Source organism: Streptomyces sp. NPDC001493, assembly GCF_053597235.1.
In genome coordinates this window covers 140,203-155,298 of sequence record NZ_JBSFHV010000007.1, presented here as the reverse complement: position 1 = coordinate 155,298, position 15,096 = coordinate 140,203, and the positions used below count along the sequence as shown (strand labels likewise).

Genomic DNA, 15,096 nt, shown 5'->3' with positions numbered 1-15,096 from the left:
ACCCCGTGAAGCCGCTCCTGCCACGACATGGCGAACCGCTCCGATCCCTCCCGCCCGCGGTCCCGCTGCCCCGGGACGTCTCGGTCCCGCCGCGCGCGCCCCTGGAGGCGCTCGAAGAGAACGCCACCCTCAACCTGCGCGACGCCGACCGGGACGTGGCGATCGCCCACATCTACGACCATCACTACACCGGGCTGGTACGCCTCGCGGTGCTGCTCGGCGCCGAACAGGACGCGGAGGACCTCGTCTCGGAGGCGTTCTGCCAACTCCACTACCGATGGGCGAAGCTGAAGACGCCCGAGGCCGCGGCGAGCTACCTCCGCTCCATAGTCTGCAACCTGGCGCGGATGCGCATACGCCGCATCAGGGTCGTCCGCCGGCACACCTACCGCGTGCCGGAAGGCCTGGTCCGCTCCGCCGAGCAGCAGGTACTCCTCGACCAGGACCAGCGTGAACTCGTCGTGGCATTGGGTACGCTGTCGTCCCGGCAACGGCAGGCCCTGGTGCTGAAGTACTGGCTGGACCTGAAGGAGGCCGAGATCGCCGAGACGATGAAGATCTCCGTCGGAGCGGTGAAGTCGCACACGGCCAGGGGCATGGCGAAGCTGACGAGTGTCATGAAGGGAGCGGCCGGGTGAGCAGGGACACCGAGGACCTGCTGCGCAAGGTACTCAGCGACCTCGCCGCGTCCGTACCGGACGCTTCGGCGACGTCGTACCGCGCGGAACAGGCCCGCTGGCGCCGCCGGGAGTACCGGCGCCGGTGCGTCGTCGGGGTGCTGGTCCTCCTCATCGTCGCCGTCGTCTGCGCCATCGGCCTGATGACCCTCTCCCACGCGTCGCCGGACACCCACGTGGTCTTCGACAACACCGCTCCCGCGGCGTAGACACCGGAGGTCACCTCCCGACGGTGGGGCCCGCCGTCCGTCGCCCCCGGCTCCGTCCTCGCCGGCGCCGGCCCCTCCCCGGAGGGAAGGCCGGATTCCCCGGCCGCCCCTCCGGTGCCCCCGTCTCACCCGTCGCCCCGGCTTCGGCGTTCTCGCGCGCCCGTCAGCCCAGCCTGAGGTGGTGCAGCATCAGCAGCCCCGCCGCCATGTTGGCCGCGGGCACCTCACCCCTCGCAATGAGGTCGGGTACGGACTTGAGGGGCACCCACTCCCGGCGCGAGGACTCGAACCCGTCGGTGGGCGGCCCGGTCCAGTGGGCCTCCTCGGCCCAGTAGAGGTGGTGCCGGGCGTCGGTGAGTCCGTTGGAGGGCTCCACCGTCATCAGCGGGCGCAGCGGGCCGGGGCGCCAGCCGGTCTCCTCCTCCATCTCGCGGGCGGCGGCGCGGGCGATGTCCTCGCCGTCCTCCACGACTCCGGCGGCGAGTTCCCAGCCCCAGCTGTCGGTGATGAAGCGGTGCCGCCAGAGCAGCAGGACCTCGTCGGCGTCGTTGACGACGGTGGCGGCGGCGACGGGGCGCAGCCGGATGACGTAGTGGTCGAGGTGCCTGCCGTCGGGGAGTCGGACGTCCGCCAGGTTCACTCGGAACCAGCGGTTTTCATAGACGGATTGTTCGTTCAGGTTCGCCCATTGCACAGTTCTGCCACCTTTCGTTCGTTCGGTGGCAACATCGCAGCAGGGGCGGCGGGGTCAGGGAACGTACCCTTCCGAATGCGCCGGGGCTCACAGGGGCACGCGCAGCGCTCCCGCGATCACCTCGGCGGCCCGCGCGGCCTCCGCGCTCTTGCTGGCCGCGAGGTCGTCGCGGACGGCGCCCATCCGCTCGCGCAGCCTGCGGGACTCGACCCCGCGCGCGCTTTCCGCCATCTCCGTGGCCGTGCGCGCCGCCCGGTCCGGCTCCCCGAGGCGCAGCTCCACCTGGGTCAGCATCGCGAGTCGGTGCACGCGCCCCCGGTCGTGCGCCGGGGCGCACACGGCCAGGGCCGCGTGCTCCCTCGCGGCCCTGAGGTCGCCGAGGCCGAGCAGGGCCTCGGCGACCTGGACGTCCACCAGGCCGGGCTGGACGTACGCGGTCTCCTCCGGCTCCGCGCCGGGGAGGATGCGCGCCGCCAGGGCTTCGGCGCGGCCGATGCGCTCGCGGGCGGACCGGTCGTCCCCGAGGCGGGCGTACGCCTTGGCCTGCATGGCGTGGAGGTCCGCGGCGAGCGCGGGGGTGATGTGGTGGCCGGCGGCCCGTATCGCCGCCTCGGCGAAGGCGACCGCGCGGCGGAACTCCCCCAGGTGGAGGGACTGGTTGACCAGCAGGGCGATCACATAGCCGCCGAGCGCCCGGTCGCCGCTCGACTTGGCGAGGCGCAGCGCCTGGTGGAAGTAGCGCTGGGCCAGTCCGTGGGCGTCGGAGTCGTAGGCGCAGATGCCCGCGAGCGCGACGAGTCCGGCGGTCGCGCGGTGCAGCCGCCGCCCCGTGGCGTCGTCGTGGCCGGCGTGCAGCAGAGGGGCCGCCCCGGCGTTGAGGAAGCCCACCACCCGGCCTCTCGTGGCGATGCCGCCGGCCTTGCGGTAGAGGTGCTCGTAGTGGTTGCGGGCGGCGCGCAGGATCTCCAGGTCGGCGGGGCCGATGCGGGACGGGCCGGGGCGGGAGACGTCCATGTCCTCGGGCGGGTTCTCCCACTCCCAGACGGGCATCACGGCCTCGGTCCCGGTGACGGCGGGGACGCCCGTCAGCCGCGGGCTGTGCTGCCCGTCCGCACGCCAGAGCGCGGTGGCCCGTTCGACGAACCCGGCGAGCGGGGGGCCGGGGCACGGTACGGCCGGTGCGCCGGCCGCGCCCATGCCGATGTCGTCGAGGGTGACGGGGCGCCCGAGGCGCCGCCCGAGGACCTCGCAGATCAGGTCGGGTACCTCACCGCGCGGGCGCTGGCCCTTCAGCCAGCGGGACACGGCGGTGTGTTCGTACCGCAGCCGCAGTCCCCTGGCCTGGCCGGCCCGGTTCACGTGGCCGGCGAGCCCGGCCCGCGAAACCCCTGCCTCCTCCACGAGGGACTCCAGCAGGATGTTGGGCTCCGTACGGTCGCGCTCCACGCGTCCCCCCTTCCCCGCGCCGGGCCGGAACAGGTGGGTCGGGCCTGTGCCGGACGCGTACGCCGCAGGGTTCCAGCCAAGCACCGATTCACACGGGGTGTGAACGGAATGCCCGAACCGTCCCCCTGTGCGCCCTCCCGCGCGGAGGCGGGCGTGGGTTGACTGGGCGTCTCGCCGGATCGCGGCCGGGTCGTCGCGGCTCCCCCTCGTAAAGCTCCGACGGCCCTCGTCCGCACCGCCCGCCCTGCCGGCCTGCCCGACACACCACGGCAGGGCGGGCGGTGCAGGACCGCACGGTCCCACTGCCCGAACGAACAGGAGGGGTGGCCACGGGACGGAAGCCGGGGCCGAAACGCTTCCGGCCCCGGCTTCCGGGCCCGGGTGCGGTCCCCCGCGGACGGCGAGACGGAGGAGGGGCGCATCCGGTCACCGGATGCGCCCCTCCTCACCGTGCGGCGGCGGCCGCCGCGCCGGGCGTCACGCCCCGCGCAGCACCGCGCCGTTGCGCTCGGCGGCGAGCGCCACGGCGGCGTCACGGGCGGCCGACGCCTCGTCGACCGTCAGCGTGCGGTCCGGGGCACGGAAGCGCAGCGCGTACGCGAGCGACTTGCGGCCCTCACCGATCTGGTCGCCGGTGAACACGTCGAACAGCCGGAGCGATTCGAGGAGTTCGCCCGCGCCCTCGCGGAGCGTCGCCTCGACCTCGGCGGCGGGGACGTCGGCGGGGACGATGAGCGCGATGTCCTGGGTCGCCACCGGGAAGGTGGAGATCCGGGGAGCGCGGAGCGCGCCTTCGGCGGCCCGCTCCAGGACGTCGATCTCGATCTCCATAGCGCTGGTGCGCTCGGGGAGGTGCAGCTCCTTGACGACGCGCGGGTGGAGTTCGCCCGCGTGTCCGAGGAGGGTCTCCTCGCCGTTCACCGTGACGTACAGCGCGGCGCAGCGGCCGGGGTGCCACGGGGCGTGCCGGTCGGCGCGGACCGTCACCTCGACACCCGCCTCGCGGGCGAGGGTGCGTGCCGCCTCGACGGAGTCCGCCCAGGTGGCCGGGCGGCCCTTGCCCCACCAGCCGGCCTGCTCGCGGGCGCCCGCGAGGACGACGGCGGCGTGGCGCGGCTGACGCGGCAGGGAGGTGTTGAGCGCGGCGATCTCCTCTTCCGAGGGGCGCCGGTCCACCGGGAGCCGGACGGCCTGCGTCTCGTGACCGGTCGGCCGGAAGACCAGCCCGGTCTCGAAGAGCGCCAGGTCGTGGGAGCCGCGGCCGTCGTTGCGCCGCAGTGCGCCGAGGAGGCCAGGCAGCAGCGTGGTGCGCAGCGCCGGCTCCTCGTCGGAGAGCGGGTTGGCGAGGAGGACCGTGCGGCGCCGGGCGTCGTCGGTGTCCAGGCCGAGCTGGTCGAGGGCGGTGTTCCCGATGAACGGGTAGTTCAGCGCCTCGACGTAACCGGCGCCGGCCAGGGCCCGGCCGATGCGGCGGCCCAGCCGCTGGCGGTCGGTGAGTCCGCGGCCGGAGGGCGGGGTCGGCAGGGTGGACGGGAGGTTCTCGTAACCCTCCAGCCGGATGACCTCTTCGGCGAGGTCGTTCGGCTCGCTCAGGTCGGGGCGCCAGGACGGCACGGTGACCAGGAGCTCGTCCTGCCCGTAGACGTCGCAGCCGACCTCCTGGAGGCGGCGGACGACGATCTCGCGGCCGTAGTCGACCCCGGCCACCCGGCTGGGGTGGTTCGCCGGCATCGCGATGGTGCGGGGCGCTGAGGGGGCGGTGATCTCGGTGACGCCCGCCTCGGCGGTGCCACCGGCGAGCAGCACCAGCAGGTCGACCGTGCGCTGCGCGGCAGCGGCGGCGGCCTGCGGGTCGACGCCGCGCTCGAAGCGCTTGGACGCCTCGGTGGACAGCTTGTGCCGGCGCGAGGTGCGGGCGATCGAGAGCGCGTCGAAGTTCGCGGCCTCGACGACGACCTCGGTGGTGGCGGCGGTCTCGGTGCCGGCGTCGGCGATCTCCGTGTGGGCGCCGCCCATGACACCGGCGAGGCCGATGGGGCCGCGGTCGTCGGTGATGACGAGGTCCTCGGCGTCCAGGACGCGGACGACACCGTCGAGGGTGGTGAGCTTCTCGCCCTGCTGGGCGCGGCGGACACCGATGGGGCCTTCGACGCGGGTGCGGTCGTAGGCGTGCAGCGGCTGGCCGAGCTCCAGCATCACGTAGTTGGTGATGTCGACGGCGAGCGAGACGGCGCGCATGCCGGCCTTCTGCAGCCGGCGCGTCATCCAGAGCGGCGAGCGGGCCTCGGGGTCGAGACCGGTGACGGTGCGCGCGGTGAAACGCGGGCAGCCGAACGGGTCGCTGATCCGGACCGGGTAGCCGTACGCGTTCGGCGCGGGTACGTCGAGCAGCGCCGGGTCGCGCAGCGGCAGGCCGTACACGGTGGCGGTCTCGCGGGCGATCCCGCGCATCGACAGGGCGTAGCCGCGGTCGGGTGTGACGGCGATGTCGAGGACCTCGTCGACGAGCTGGAGCAGCTCGATCGCGTCGGTGCCCGCCTCGGTCTCCGGGGACAGCACGATGATGCCGTGGGTGCCGTCGTCGCCCATGCCGAGCTCGTCGGTGGAGCAGATCATGCCGTGCGAGGTCTTGCCGTACGTCTTGCGCGCGGCGATCGCGAAGTCGCCGGGCAGGACGGCGCCGGGAAGGACCACGACGACCTTGTCGCCGACGGCGAAGTTGCGGGCGCCGCAGACGATCTCCTGCGGTTCGCCGGTGCCGTTGGCGGTGCCGACGTCGACGGTGCAGAAGCGGATGGGCTTCTTGAAGCCCTCCAGCTCCTCGATGGTCAGTACCTCTCCGACGACCAGCGGGCCGGTGAGGCCGGCGCCGGTCCGCTCGACGGTCTCGACCTCGAAGCCGGCGTCGACGAGCTTGGCCTGCACGTCACGGCCGGTCTCGGAAGCCGGCAGGTCGACGTATTCCCGCAGCCAGGAAAGCGGGACGCGCATCAGATCTCCATCCCGAACGGTCGGGTGAACCGGATGTCACCCTCGACCAGGTCTCGCATGTCTTCGACGTTGTGGCGGAACATCAGCATCCGTTCGATGCCGAACCCGAAGGCGAATCCGCTGTACTTCTCGGGGTCCACACCGCAGGCGACGAGCACCTTCGGGTTGACCATGCCGCAGCCGCCCAGCTCGATCCAGCCCTCGCTGCCGCAGGTGCGGCAGGGGCGGTCGGGGTTGCCGACGGACTCGCCGCGGCAGACGAAGCAGACCATGTCCATCTCGGCGGACGGCTCGGTGAACGGGAAGTAGTTCGGCCGCAGCCGGGTCTTCATGTCCGCGCCGAAGAGCGCCTGCACCATGTGGTCCAGGGTGCCCTTGAGGTCGGCCATGGTGAGGCCCTCGTCGATCGCGAGCAGCTCGATCTGGTGGAAGACCGGGGTGTGCGTCGCGTCGAGCTCGTCGGTGCGGTAGACCCGGCCGGGGCAGACCACGTAGACGGGGGGCTTGCGGCTGAGCAGCGACCGCGCCTGGACGGGCGAGGTGTGCGTACGCAGCACGACGCCGGACTCGTCGCCCTCGGTGGGACGGCCGTCGGCCGTCGTGCCGCGGACGAAGAAGGTGTCCTGCATCTGACGGGCCGGGTGGTCGGGCACGAAGTTCAGGGCGTCGAAGTTGAACCACTCCGCCTCGACCTCGGGGCCCTCCGCGATCTCGTAGCCCATGGCCACGAAGACGTCCGCGACGCGCTCCATCATGGTCGTCAGCGGGTGGCGGGCGCCGGCCGGGACGCGGTCGTAGGGCAGCGTGACGTCCACGGCCTCCTCGACGAGCACCCGGGCGTCCCGCTCGGCCTCCAGCTCGGCCTGGCGCGCGGCCAGGGCCTTGGAGACGGCGCCGCGGGCCTGGCCCACGCGCTTGCCCGCCTCGGCCTTGGCCTGCGGCGGCAGGGCTCCGATCTCGCGGTTGGCGAGCGACAGCGGCGAGGTACCCCCGGTGTGCGCGGTCTTCGCCTGGGCGAGCGCGTCGAGGTCGCCCGCGGCGGCGAAGGCGGCGAACGCCTCGTCCCGCATGCGCTCGATCTCTTCCGGTTTCAGTGCCTCGACCTCGACTGGGTCGTACGACTTGTTCGGTGCCGACATCTCTTCCCGTGCTTCCGATTGGCTGATACTGCCCGTATCGGGGGACACCCCGAGACCCCCGTGGCCCTGCTCGACGGCAGGAGGACGCAAAGGTGCCAAAGGTCGAGTCTAAAGGCCGTGGGGGCGGTACGAAGCCCGTGGGCTGCCCGGAGGCCCTCCACCACGTGGTGCGAAGGCGCCCGATCCCGCCGCGCGATCCTGGTTATCGCAGGTACGCGGGGGTGCTCACGGGCAGGATAAATCGAAACTCCGCGCCCCCGCCGGGCGCCCGGTCGACCGTGATGGTGCCGCCGTGGGCGGCCACGATGCCCTTGACGATGTAGAGGCCCAGGCCGGTGCCGCCGCGCTTGCTGCCGCGCCAGAAGCGGGTGAAGACGCGGGCCATCGACTCCTCGGGGATGCCGGGCCCTTCGTCGCTCACGGTGACCGCCGTTCCTGTCTCGTCGTTGTCCGCCGGGGCGGGTGCGATGTCGATGGTGACAGTTCCCTCGCCGTGGCGCACCGCGTTTTCCAGCAGGTTGCCGAGCACCTGGTCGATCTTGTCGGGGTCGGCCCAGAGATCGGGCAGCGGCTGCTCGGTACGGACGAGGAAGCGGTCGGGCGACTGGCCGCTGGCGACGAGGGCCTGGACGTGGCGGGCGACGGCGGCGGAGATGTCGACGGGCTGGCGGCGCAGCTCCAGCCGGCCCGAGTCGATCCGGGAGATGTCGAGCAGCTCGGCGATGAGGCGGGTGATGCGGCCGGCGTCGGCGTCGACCGTCTCCAGCATGAGCCGCTTCTGGTCGTCGGAGAAACGTTCCCACTTGGCGAGCAGCGTGGCGGTGAACCCCTTGACGGAGGTCAGCGGGGAGCGCAGCTCGTGGGCGACGGTGGCGATGAGGTCGGAGTGGCTGCGCTCGGTACGGCGGCGGGCCTCGGTCGAGCGGAGCGAGACGACCACCCGCCGGACGGGGCCGGTGGGGTGGTCGCGGACGTACCGCGCGGAGACGAGGACCTCGCGCCCGCCGGGGAGCAGCAGGTTCCGCTCGGGCTGGCCGACGCGGGTGGAGAGGCCGCCGTAGGGATCGGTCAGGGTCCACCAGCGGCGGCCCTTGAGGTCTTCGAGGGGCAGTGCCTGTTCCAGCCGGCTGCCGAGGGCGGCTTCCTTCGCCACGGAGGTGATCTTGACGGCGGCGGCGTTGAAGCAGACGATGTGCCCGGTCCGGTCGGCGACGACCAGCCCGTCCGGCAGGTCGTCCGGCTCGACGCCGAGGAGGACGTCCGAGGGGGCGGAGCCGCCCGGCGCGTACTCGTCCGCCCCGGGGCGGACGACGGTGGTCGTCGTCCGACGCGGCCTGCTCATGCCGACAGCCATTTTCCCGTACCCCACCTCTCGAACCGGTGCAGTGGGCCCCGAGCCCGTCACCCTACTAGGGCCTGTACGGGGTTGTCGCGCGGAAGAAGGAGCGGGGCTGGGTGCGTGCGATCGCAAGGCGCCGGAGCGGCCTTGTAGCGGAGCTACAGGGGCGTTTCGGCAACGCCGCGACCGCGCGTGCCCAGCCCCGCGACGCCGCGAGCCAACCCCGTACAGGCCCTGGGCGTCGGTGAGCCCGCGACACCCTGCGGGGGCGCGCGGAAGGGCGCATCGTGGAACACCGGCTCATGCGCGGCCGGGACCTGCCCGATCGCCTCGCGCCGGGGCGCACGACCGCGCGCGTACGGGCGCGGGAAGACCCCCGCACGCCGGGTCGCACGCGGGCCGACGGCCGGATCCACGCGCGGGCGCGCCGGGCAGACCGCGACGCCCGCGGGTCAGAAGGCCGTACGGGGGCGCTGCGCGCGGGCGGAGGCGTACAGGCAGACGGCGGCGGCGGTGGCGAGGTTGAGGCTCTCCGCCTTGCCGTGGATGGGCACCCGCACCACGGCGTCGGCGAGGGCGCGGGTCTCCTCGGGAAGGCCCCAGGCCTCGTTGCCGAAGACCCAGGCGGTGGGGCCGCCCATGGTGCCGGCGTCGAGTTCGTCGTCGAGGTCGGCCGTGCCGGCCCCGTCCGCGGCGAGCACCCGCGCACCGGCGTCCCGCAGCCCCTGGACGGCCAGCTCGACCGGTACGCCGATGGCGACCGGCAGGTGGAAGTGCGAACCGACCGACGCGCGCACCGACTTGGGGTTGTACAGGTCGACGGAGGCGTCGGTGAGGACCACCGCGTCCGCGCCCGCCGCATCGGCGCAGCGCAGCACCGTACCGGCGTTCCCCGGGTCGCGTACGTTCGCCAGGACGGCCACCAGGCGGGGCTTCGCGGCGAGGATGTCCTCGAACGGCGAGTCCAGGAAGCGGCAGACGCCGATCAGGCCCTGGGGGGTGACGGTCTGCGAAACGTCGGCGAGGACGTCCGCGTCGGCGAGGTGCACCCGGGCACCGGCCGCGTGGGCGGCGTCGATGATCTCCGTGTACCGCTCGGCGGCTTCCACCGTGGCGAACAGCTCGATCAGGGTGGGTTCGCCGTCGGCACCCCGGTGCACGGCGGCCTCGCGCACGGCCTGCGGCCCCTCGGCGATGAACCGGCGCTCCTTGACGCGGAAGTTCCGCTTGGCCAGCCTCCGGGCGGCGGCGACGCGGGGCGAACGCGGGGAGATCAGTTCGGGGATGCCCATGGTCGGCGGCGGGCCTCTCTGCGTGCGGCGGGACTCGGGGGTGTCCGGCGGATCAGGGTCACGCGCCCGGAGGAGCGTGTGACGCACCGGGAAAGCGTGTGACGCACCGGGAAGGTGCATGACGCACCGGACCCGCAGGCGACGAGCACCTGCGGGTCCGGGTCAAGCACCTTCAAGTACGCCTGGGTCAGGCGGCCTTGGGGGCGTTCACGTCGGCCGGGAGGGCCTTCTTCGCGACCTCGACGAGGGCGGCGAACGCGTTGGCGTCGTTGACCGCGAGCTCGGCCAGGATCTTGCGGTCCACCTCGATGTTGGCGGCCTTCAGACCCTGGATGAGGCGGTTGTAGGTCATGCCGTTCTGGCGGGCAGCGGCGTTGATGCGCTGGATCCAGAGCTGGCGGAAGTCGCCCTTGCGCTTCTTGCGGTCGTTGTAGTTGTAGACCAGGGAGTGGGTGACCTGCTCCTTGGCCTTGCGGTACAGGCGCGAACGCTGACCGCGGTAACCGCTGGCGGCCTCGAGGATCGCCCGGCGCTTCTTGTGGGCGTTTACTGCCCGCTTGACGCGTGCCACTTTTAACTCCTTGCAGCGGGGCTGGTGTTCATGTCTTCGACGCACCCAGCCCGGAAACGAATTGGTCCCGGTGTGATCGAGGTCGGCCGCCCGGATTCACCGGGGGCCAGGACCTCACTTGCCGAGAAGCTTCTTGATCTTCTTGGCGTCGGCCGGAGCCACGACGACCGTGCCGGTCAGCGAGCGGGTCTTCTTGGACGACTTGTGCTCCAGGAGGTGGCGCTTGCCCGCCTTCTCGCGGAGCACCTTGCCGGAGCCGGTGATCTTGAAGCGCTTGCTGGTACCGCTGTGCGTCTTGTTCTTCGGCATCGCGCCGTTCTCTCCTCGTCAGTGGCGCCCCTCACGGTGCGGGCACCGCGCAATCAGGGGCGTCAGATCTCTGTGGATTCCGGGAGGACCGGGGGCCACCTGGATGGCGGCCCCGAGGTCACGCCTCGGAAGGTGTCTCGGCCGAAGCCTCGGCAGGAGCCTCGGCGGGTGCCTCGGCCTGCTCCTGGGACTCACCCGCGGACTCGGCGTCCTGGGTGGTGCCCTGGCGCTCGGCCTTGCGGGCGGCCTGCGCCTCGCGGGCCTCCGCCATGGCTTCGGTCTTCTTCTTGTGCGGGCCCAGAACCATGATCATGTTCCGGCCGTCCTGCTTGGGGTTGGACTCGATGAAGCCGAGTTCCTCGACGTCCGAAGCGAGACGCTGGAGCAGGCGGAAGCCGAGCTCCGGGCGGGACTGCTCACGACCACGGAACATGATCGTGATCTTGACCTTGTCGCCCTGCTTCAGGAACCGAACGACGTGACCCTTCTTGGTGTCATAGTCGTGCGGGTCGATCTTCGGCCGGAGCTTCATCTCCTTGATGACCGTGTGCGCCTGGTTCTTGCGCGCCTCACGGGCCTTCATGGCCGACTCGTACTTGAACTTCCCGTAGTCCATGAGCTTGCACACGGGCGGACGGGCAGTCGCCGCCACCTCGACCAGGTCGAGGTCGTACTCCTGTGCGAGCTCCAGGGCCTTGGCAAGCGGAACAATCCCGACCTGCTCGCCGCTGGGTCCGACAAGTCGCACCTCGGGAACGCGAATCCTGTCGTTGATGCGGGGCTCGGCGCTGATGGATCCTCCTAGGTAGCACCACGGGACCGCCTGGCGGACAGCCTCGTAACGTCTGTTTTCGAAAAGACCAACCGCGCCGGAACGTGAAAAATGCCCCGGACGGGAACACAGGCGGGGCTCCTGGAAATACCGGAACACCGCCGCGTGCAATCCGCGGGGCGCATCGGACGGCTCCATCGTCCGTACGGAACGATGGTGGCCGTCTGACCGGTGACCCGTCGCCCTGAGGGCGACCAGGTGGGAGATCGGAGCCTCCACTTGTGGGCCGAGCACATAGGTGTCCGGCCGGTCGTTACACAAGGTTAGCAGCCACCGGACGAGAACGTAAATCGGGCGGCACCGGGCCGCCCGGCCCGGTGCCGCCCGACTCCCGCGCGTGGGGACGTACCGGACCCGCCGTATCGTGTGGGGCATGAGTGACGCCCCCAGCACCGAGAACCCCGGCTTCGACGAAATGGCTCGCGACATCGCGGAGGTCCCCGCCGTCGAGGTGATCGTGACCGTCGCGGTCAACCTGATGAGCGCCGCGGCCGTGAAGCTCGGCCTGACCGAGGAGGGCGAGGAGCACAAGGACCTCGACGAGGCCCGCAAGCTCGTGCACGCCCTCGCCGGCCTGCTGGACGCCAGCACGACCGAGATCAGCACCTTCCACGCCTCGCCGCTGCGAGACGGGCTGAAGTCGCTCCAGCTCGCCTTCCGCGAGGCCTCGTTCGTACCGGACGAGCCGGGCACCGGCCCGGGCGAGAAGTACACGGGTCCGGTCTACGGCTAGGTCGTGTGTCGAAAGTGGCGCCGTCCGCCCGGAGGGCGGGTCGCAGGACAGGCGGGACTTCCGACACACGGCCTAGTACCGGACCCCAGCGGACAGCATGGAGCCCGCCTCTCCCTCAAGGGGACGGCGGGCTCCGTGCTGTCCGGGCGGTTGCCGTCGTTCAGGCCGTCCCCGCCTCGTCGGCCGGAACGTCGCCCGCCTCGGCGGCACCCGTGGAGACCGGGTGCGTCAGACGGTGGGCGAGCGCGGCGATGACGCCGCCCACGAGTGGAGCCACGATGAAGAGCCACAGCTGGGAGAGGGCGGGGCCGCCGGCGAAGATGGCGGGCCCCAGGCTCCGGGCGGGGTTGACCGACGTACCGGTCAGCGGGATGCCCACCAGGTGGATCACCGCGAGCGAGAGGCCGATGGGGAGACCGTCGAAGCCGACCACCGCGACCTTGTGGGTCACCGCCAGGACGACGAAGACGAGCAGGAACGTCAGCACCACCTCGGCGAGGAACGCGCCGCCCTGGCTGAGGTGGACCTCCGAGCGGGCGCCGTAGCCGTTGCTGCCGAACTTGCCGTGCGTCTGCAGTCCCGGGACCTGCTTCGCCAGCAGGAAGAGCAGCGCCGCTCCCGCGATGCCGCCCGCGAACTGGGCGACCCAGTACGTGACCGCCGTGCGAGGGTCGATGCGCCGGGCCATCAGCATGCCGAGGGTCACCGCGGGGTTCACGTGGCAGCCGGAGATCGGGCCGAGCGCGTAGGCGAGCGCCAGCAGGGTGAACCCGAACGCGAGGGCGATGCCCACCGTTCCGATGAAGTCGACGGCGAGCACCGCGGATCCGACGGCGAAGAACACCAGGAGCAGCGTCCCCAGGAATTCTGAGACAACCGTCCGCGTCTGCATACAACCACCTCGCGAAGTTCGTCCGGCTTTATTTCACTTCGCCCAGTTTCAGGGGGAAATGACGGACGCGCTCGCTGAGCCGTTCAGGTGGCGGGGACGGCTCCCGGGGCCGACCATGCGCCCCCGACGGGTCCCGGAGGGGGCTCTGCGCACGGAACCGGGTCCCGGAGGCCGGCCGTGCGCTCAGCGGGTGAAGAGCGCCTCGCCGGGAGCGGGCGCCTCGGCCGGCAGTACGGCGAGGTCGAGGCCGCGTACGAGCCGGGCGCGCAGCACTTCGCTGGCGGAGAGCGCGGTGGCCACCCGCCGTGCGGCCTCGGCGGGGACGGCGTGCGGGGCGAGGACGAGCGCGAGGGTGCCGTCGGCGTTCCCGGGGCCAAGGTGGGCGCGGAGCACCGCCGGTTCGGCTGCGACGACGTCCCGTACGGCCGTGACGACGGCGGGGTCGTCCAGCGGGTCGGCGCTGGTCCGTCCCTCGGCGAGGGCGCGCAGCGCGGAGCCGGAGAGCTCGAAGGCGACGGGCCCCGCGAGGTCCAGCACGACCGTGTCCGCCTTCTCGTGGGCGGCGGCCTGGAGCGCCTGGTGCAGGGGTACGGCGACGGGGCGGGCCTGCGGGTCCCAGAGCGCCAGGGACGCGGTGGAGGTGAAGGCGGGCAGCGCGCGCCGGTTCCCCGCGCGGAGGGTGGGGACGGCCATGTCGCTGGTCTTCTCGCGGCGCAGCCCGTTCTCGTCCTCCTCCACCTCGCCGAGGACGGCGACGACGGGGACCAGGAGCCGGGCGTCCCGGAGGGCGGCGAGCACCGGCCCGACGGCCGACCTGTCCTGCGACCAGGCGGCGAGAGCCGCCGTCAGCTCGGGAGCGGCGGTGCCGTCGTCGTCGGAGAAACCGGGGTCCGGGATGTTCTTGAGCTCCACGGGACGAGCCTAGTGGGTCCCTTTTCTCACCCGTACGACAGGTTCGCCACAGGCTCCTCTCAGTTGCGGTTCCTAGCGTGCGGCCATGCCCCGACGGAGAATACGCAGGTCAGTGATGTCCGCCTCGGTGACGGCGTTGGTCGTGCTGGCCGGTACGGCGGCCGGTGGCGCGTACCTGACGAGCCACTCGGCCGACGGCTCGGCCGAGCCTGTGGCCTCGGTGGCCTCGGCCTCGTCGCGGGCCGCCTCGCCCGGGGGCGGCACGCCCTCCGCGGCGTCGAGCGAGACGAGTGAGGAGCTTGCGGTGGATTACGACGCGCTGGTGGCGGCGGCCGTCCGGCCGGTGACCGGTGACACGCGGCTGTCGGTCGCCGTCCTCGACACGGGGAGCGGGGCGAGCGGCGGGTACGAGAGCACCGCCGGGCAGACCTTCGACACGGCGAGCATCGTGAAGGTGGACATCCTGGCCGCGCTGCTGCTGACCGCGCAGGACGAGGGCCGGGAGCTGACCGCGAGCGAGCGCGCCTCGGCGGCCACCATGATCGAGAACAGTGACAACGCCTCCGCGACGCGGCTGCTCCAGGTGGTCGGCGGCGAGAGCGCACTCGACGCGGCGAACGAACGGCTGGGGCTGACCGGTACCACCGCCTCCCACGCGTGGGGGCTGAGCCAGACCACCGCGGCCGACCAGGTGCGGCTGCTGGAGGCGGTCTTCGCCCCGTCCGGCGGCACCGCGGACTCCCCGCTGTCGGCGGACTCGCGGGCCTACGTCCAGGAGCTGATGGGCCAGGTGGAGGCGGACCAGCGGTGGGGCGTGTCCGCGGCGGGCGGCGACGCGCTCCTGAAGAACGGCTGGATGCCCCGGACCACCACCGGGCTGTGGGACATCAACAGCGTGGGGCGGGTCGAGTCGGGCGGCAGGACGTATCTGGTGGCCGTGCTCAGCGACGGGCACGCCACCCAGCAGGCGGGCATCACCCTGGTCGAGGCGGCGGCGAAGGCCGCGGTGGGGGCGCTCGCGGCGGCCGGCTGACGACGCGGCGGGCCGAGAGGGCTGCGG

General features: G+C 72.4%; 15 protein-coding genes. 4 read left to right on the top strand and 11 right to left on the bottom strand.

Translation table 11 applies throughout. From position 1 onward, the window contains the following. Positions 1–5: 5 nt before the first annotated feature. Both ACWCWD_RS13225 and ACWCWD_RS13220 read left to right on the top strand, forming a co-directional pair. A complete protein-coding gene (locus ACWCWD_RS13225) occupies positions 6–638 on the top strand; it encodes an RNA polymerase sigma factor (RefSeq protein ID WP_450772552.1) in 633 nt (210 codons plus the stop codon). Continuing rightward, positions 635–886, top strand: a complete 252-nt coding sequence (locus tag ACWCWD_RS13220; RefSeq protein WP_450772551.1) for a hypothetical protein — start codon at positions 635–637, stop codon at positions 884–886. Before ACWCWD_RS13225 ends, ACWCWD_RS13220 begins: the two co-directional genes overlap by 4 nt. Positions 887–1,049: 163 nt before the next feature. On the opposite strand, the gene ACWCWD_RS13215 is transcribed toward ACWCWD_RS13220, so the two are convergent. The 9 genes from ACWCWD_RS13215 to infC all read right to left on the bottom strand — a co-directional run bounded on the left by ACWCWD_RS13215 (position 1,050) and on the right by infC (position 11,460). Continuing rightward, positions 1,050–1,580: an NUDIX hydrolase gene (locus ACWCWD_RS13215; RefSeq protein WP_450772550.1), complete on the bottom strand. Its 531-nt coding sequence runs from the start codon at positions 1,578–1,580 to the stop codon at positions 1,050–1,052. Positions 1,581–1,667: 87 nt separating this feature from the next. Then, positions 1,668–3,026: a transcriptional regulator gene (locus ACWCWD_RS13210; protein WP_450772549.1), complete on the bottom strand. Its 1,359-nt coding sequence runs from the start codon at positions 3,024–3,026 to the stop codon at positions 1,668–1,670. Positions 3,027–3,503: 477 nt separating this feature from the next. Then, positions 3,504–6,017: a phenylalanine--tRNA ligase subunit beta gene (pheT, locus tag ACWCWD_RS13205; RefSeq protein WP_450772548.1), complete on the bottom strand. Its 2,514-nt coding sequence runs from the start codon at positions 6,015–6,017 to the stop codon at positions 3,504–3,506. Beyond that, a complete protein-coding gene (gene pheS / locus ACWCWD_RS13200) occupies positions 6,017–7,156 on the bottom strand; it encodes a phenylalanine--tRNA ligase subunit alpha (RefSeq protein ID WP_450772547.1) in 1,140 nt (379 codons plus the stop codon). The genes pheT and pheS overlap by 1 nt, the downstream gene beginning before the upstream one ends. Before the next feature lie 202 nt (positions 7,157–7,358). Beyond that, complete coding sequence (locus tag ACWCWD_RS13195) at positions 7,359–8,510, bottom strand: ATP-binding protein (protein ID WP_450772545.1); 1,152 nt, start codon at positions 8,508–8,510, stop codon at positions 7,359–7,361. Between the two features lie 437 nt (positions 8,511–8,947). After that, a complete protein-coding gene (locus ACWCWD_RS13190; RefSeq protein WP_450772718.1) occupies positions 8,948–9,787 on the bottom strand; it encodes a TrmH family RNA methyltransferase in 840 nt (279 codons plus the stop codon). A gap of 187 nt (positions 9,788–9,974) precedes the next feature. Then, positions 9,975–10,358 (bottom strand): 50S ribosomal protein L20, encoded by a 384-nt coding sequence (gene rplT / locus ACWCWD_RS13185; RefSeq protein ID WP_266702543.1) that lies wholly within the window; start codon positions 10,356–10,358, stop codon positions 9,975–9,977. Between the two features lie 114 nt (positions 10,359–10,472). Then, positions 10,473–10,667: a 50S ribosomal protein L35 gene (gene rpmI, locus ACWCWD_RS13180; RefSeq protein WP_266702544.1), complete on the bottom strand. Its 195-nt coding sequence runs from the start codon at positions 10,665–10,667 to the stop codon at positions 10,473–10,475. Between the two features lie 118 nt (positions 10,668–10,785). Further along, positions 10,786–11,460 (bottom strand): translation initiation factor IF-3, encoded by a 675-nt coding sequence (infC, locus tag ACWCWD_RS13175; RefSeq protein ID WP_450772716.1) that lies wholly within the window; start codon positions 11,458–11,460, stop codon positions 10,786–10,788. A 412-nt stretch (positions 11,461–11,872) separates the two neighbouring features. Here infC and ACWCWD_RS13170 point away from each other — a divergent pair, with 412 nt between their 5' ends. Then, entirely contained in the window at positions 11,873–12,232 is a 360-nt protein-coding gene (locus ACWCWD_RS13170; protein WP_450772542.1) for a DUF1844 domain-containing protein, read from the top strand. A gap of 160 nt (positions 12,233–12,392) precedes the next feature. Here ACWCWD_RS13170 and ACWCWD_RS13165 read toward each other — a convergent pair whose 3' ends face one another. After that, positions 12,393–13,124: an MIP family channel protein gene (locus tag ACWCWD_RS13165; RefSeq protein ID WP_450772540.1), complete on the bottom strand. Its 732-nt coding sequence runs from the start codon at positions 13,122–13,124 to the stop codon at positions 12,393–12,395. 183 nt (positions 13,125–13,307) lie between these two features. Beyond that, positions 13,308–14,036, bottom strand: a complete 729-nt coding sequence (locus ACWCWD_RS13160; RefSeq protein WP_450772538.1) for an SseB family protein — start codon at positions 14,034–14,036, stop codon at positions 13,308–13,310. An 85-nt stretch (positions 14,037–14,121) separates the two neighbouring features. Here ACWCWD_RS13160 and ACWCWD_RS13155 point away from each other — a divergent pair, with 85 nt between their 5' ends. After that, on the top strand, positions 14,122–15,069 hold the full coding sequence (locus ACWCWD_RS13155) for a serine hydrolase (protein ID WP_450772536.1): 948 nt from the start codon (positions 14,122–14,124) through the stop codon (positions 15,067–15,069). Positions 15,070–15,096: the final 27 nt, after the last annotated feature.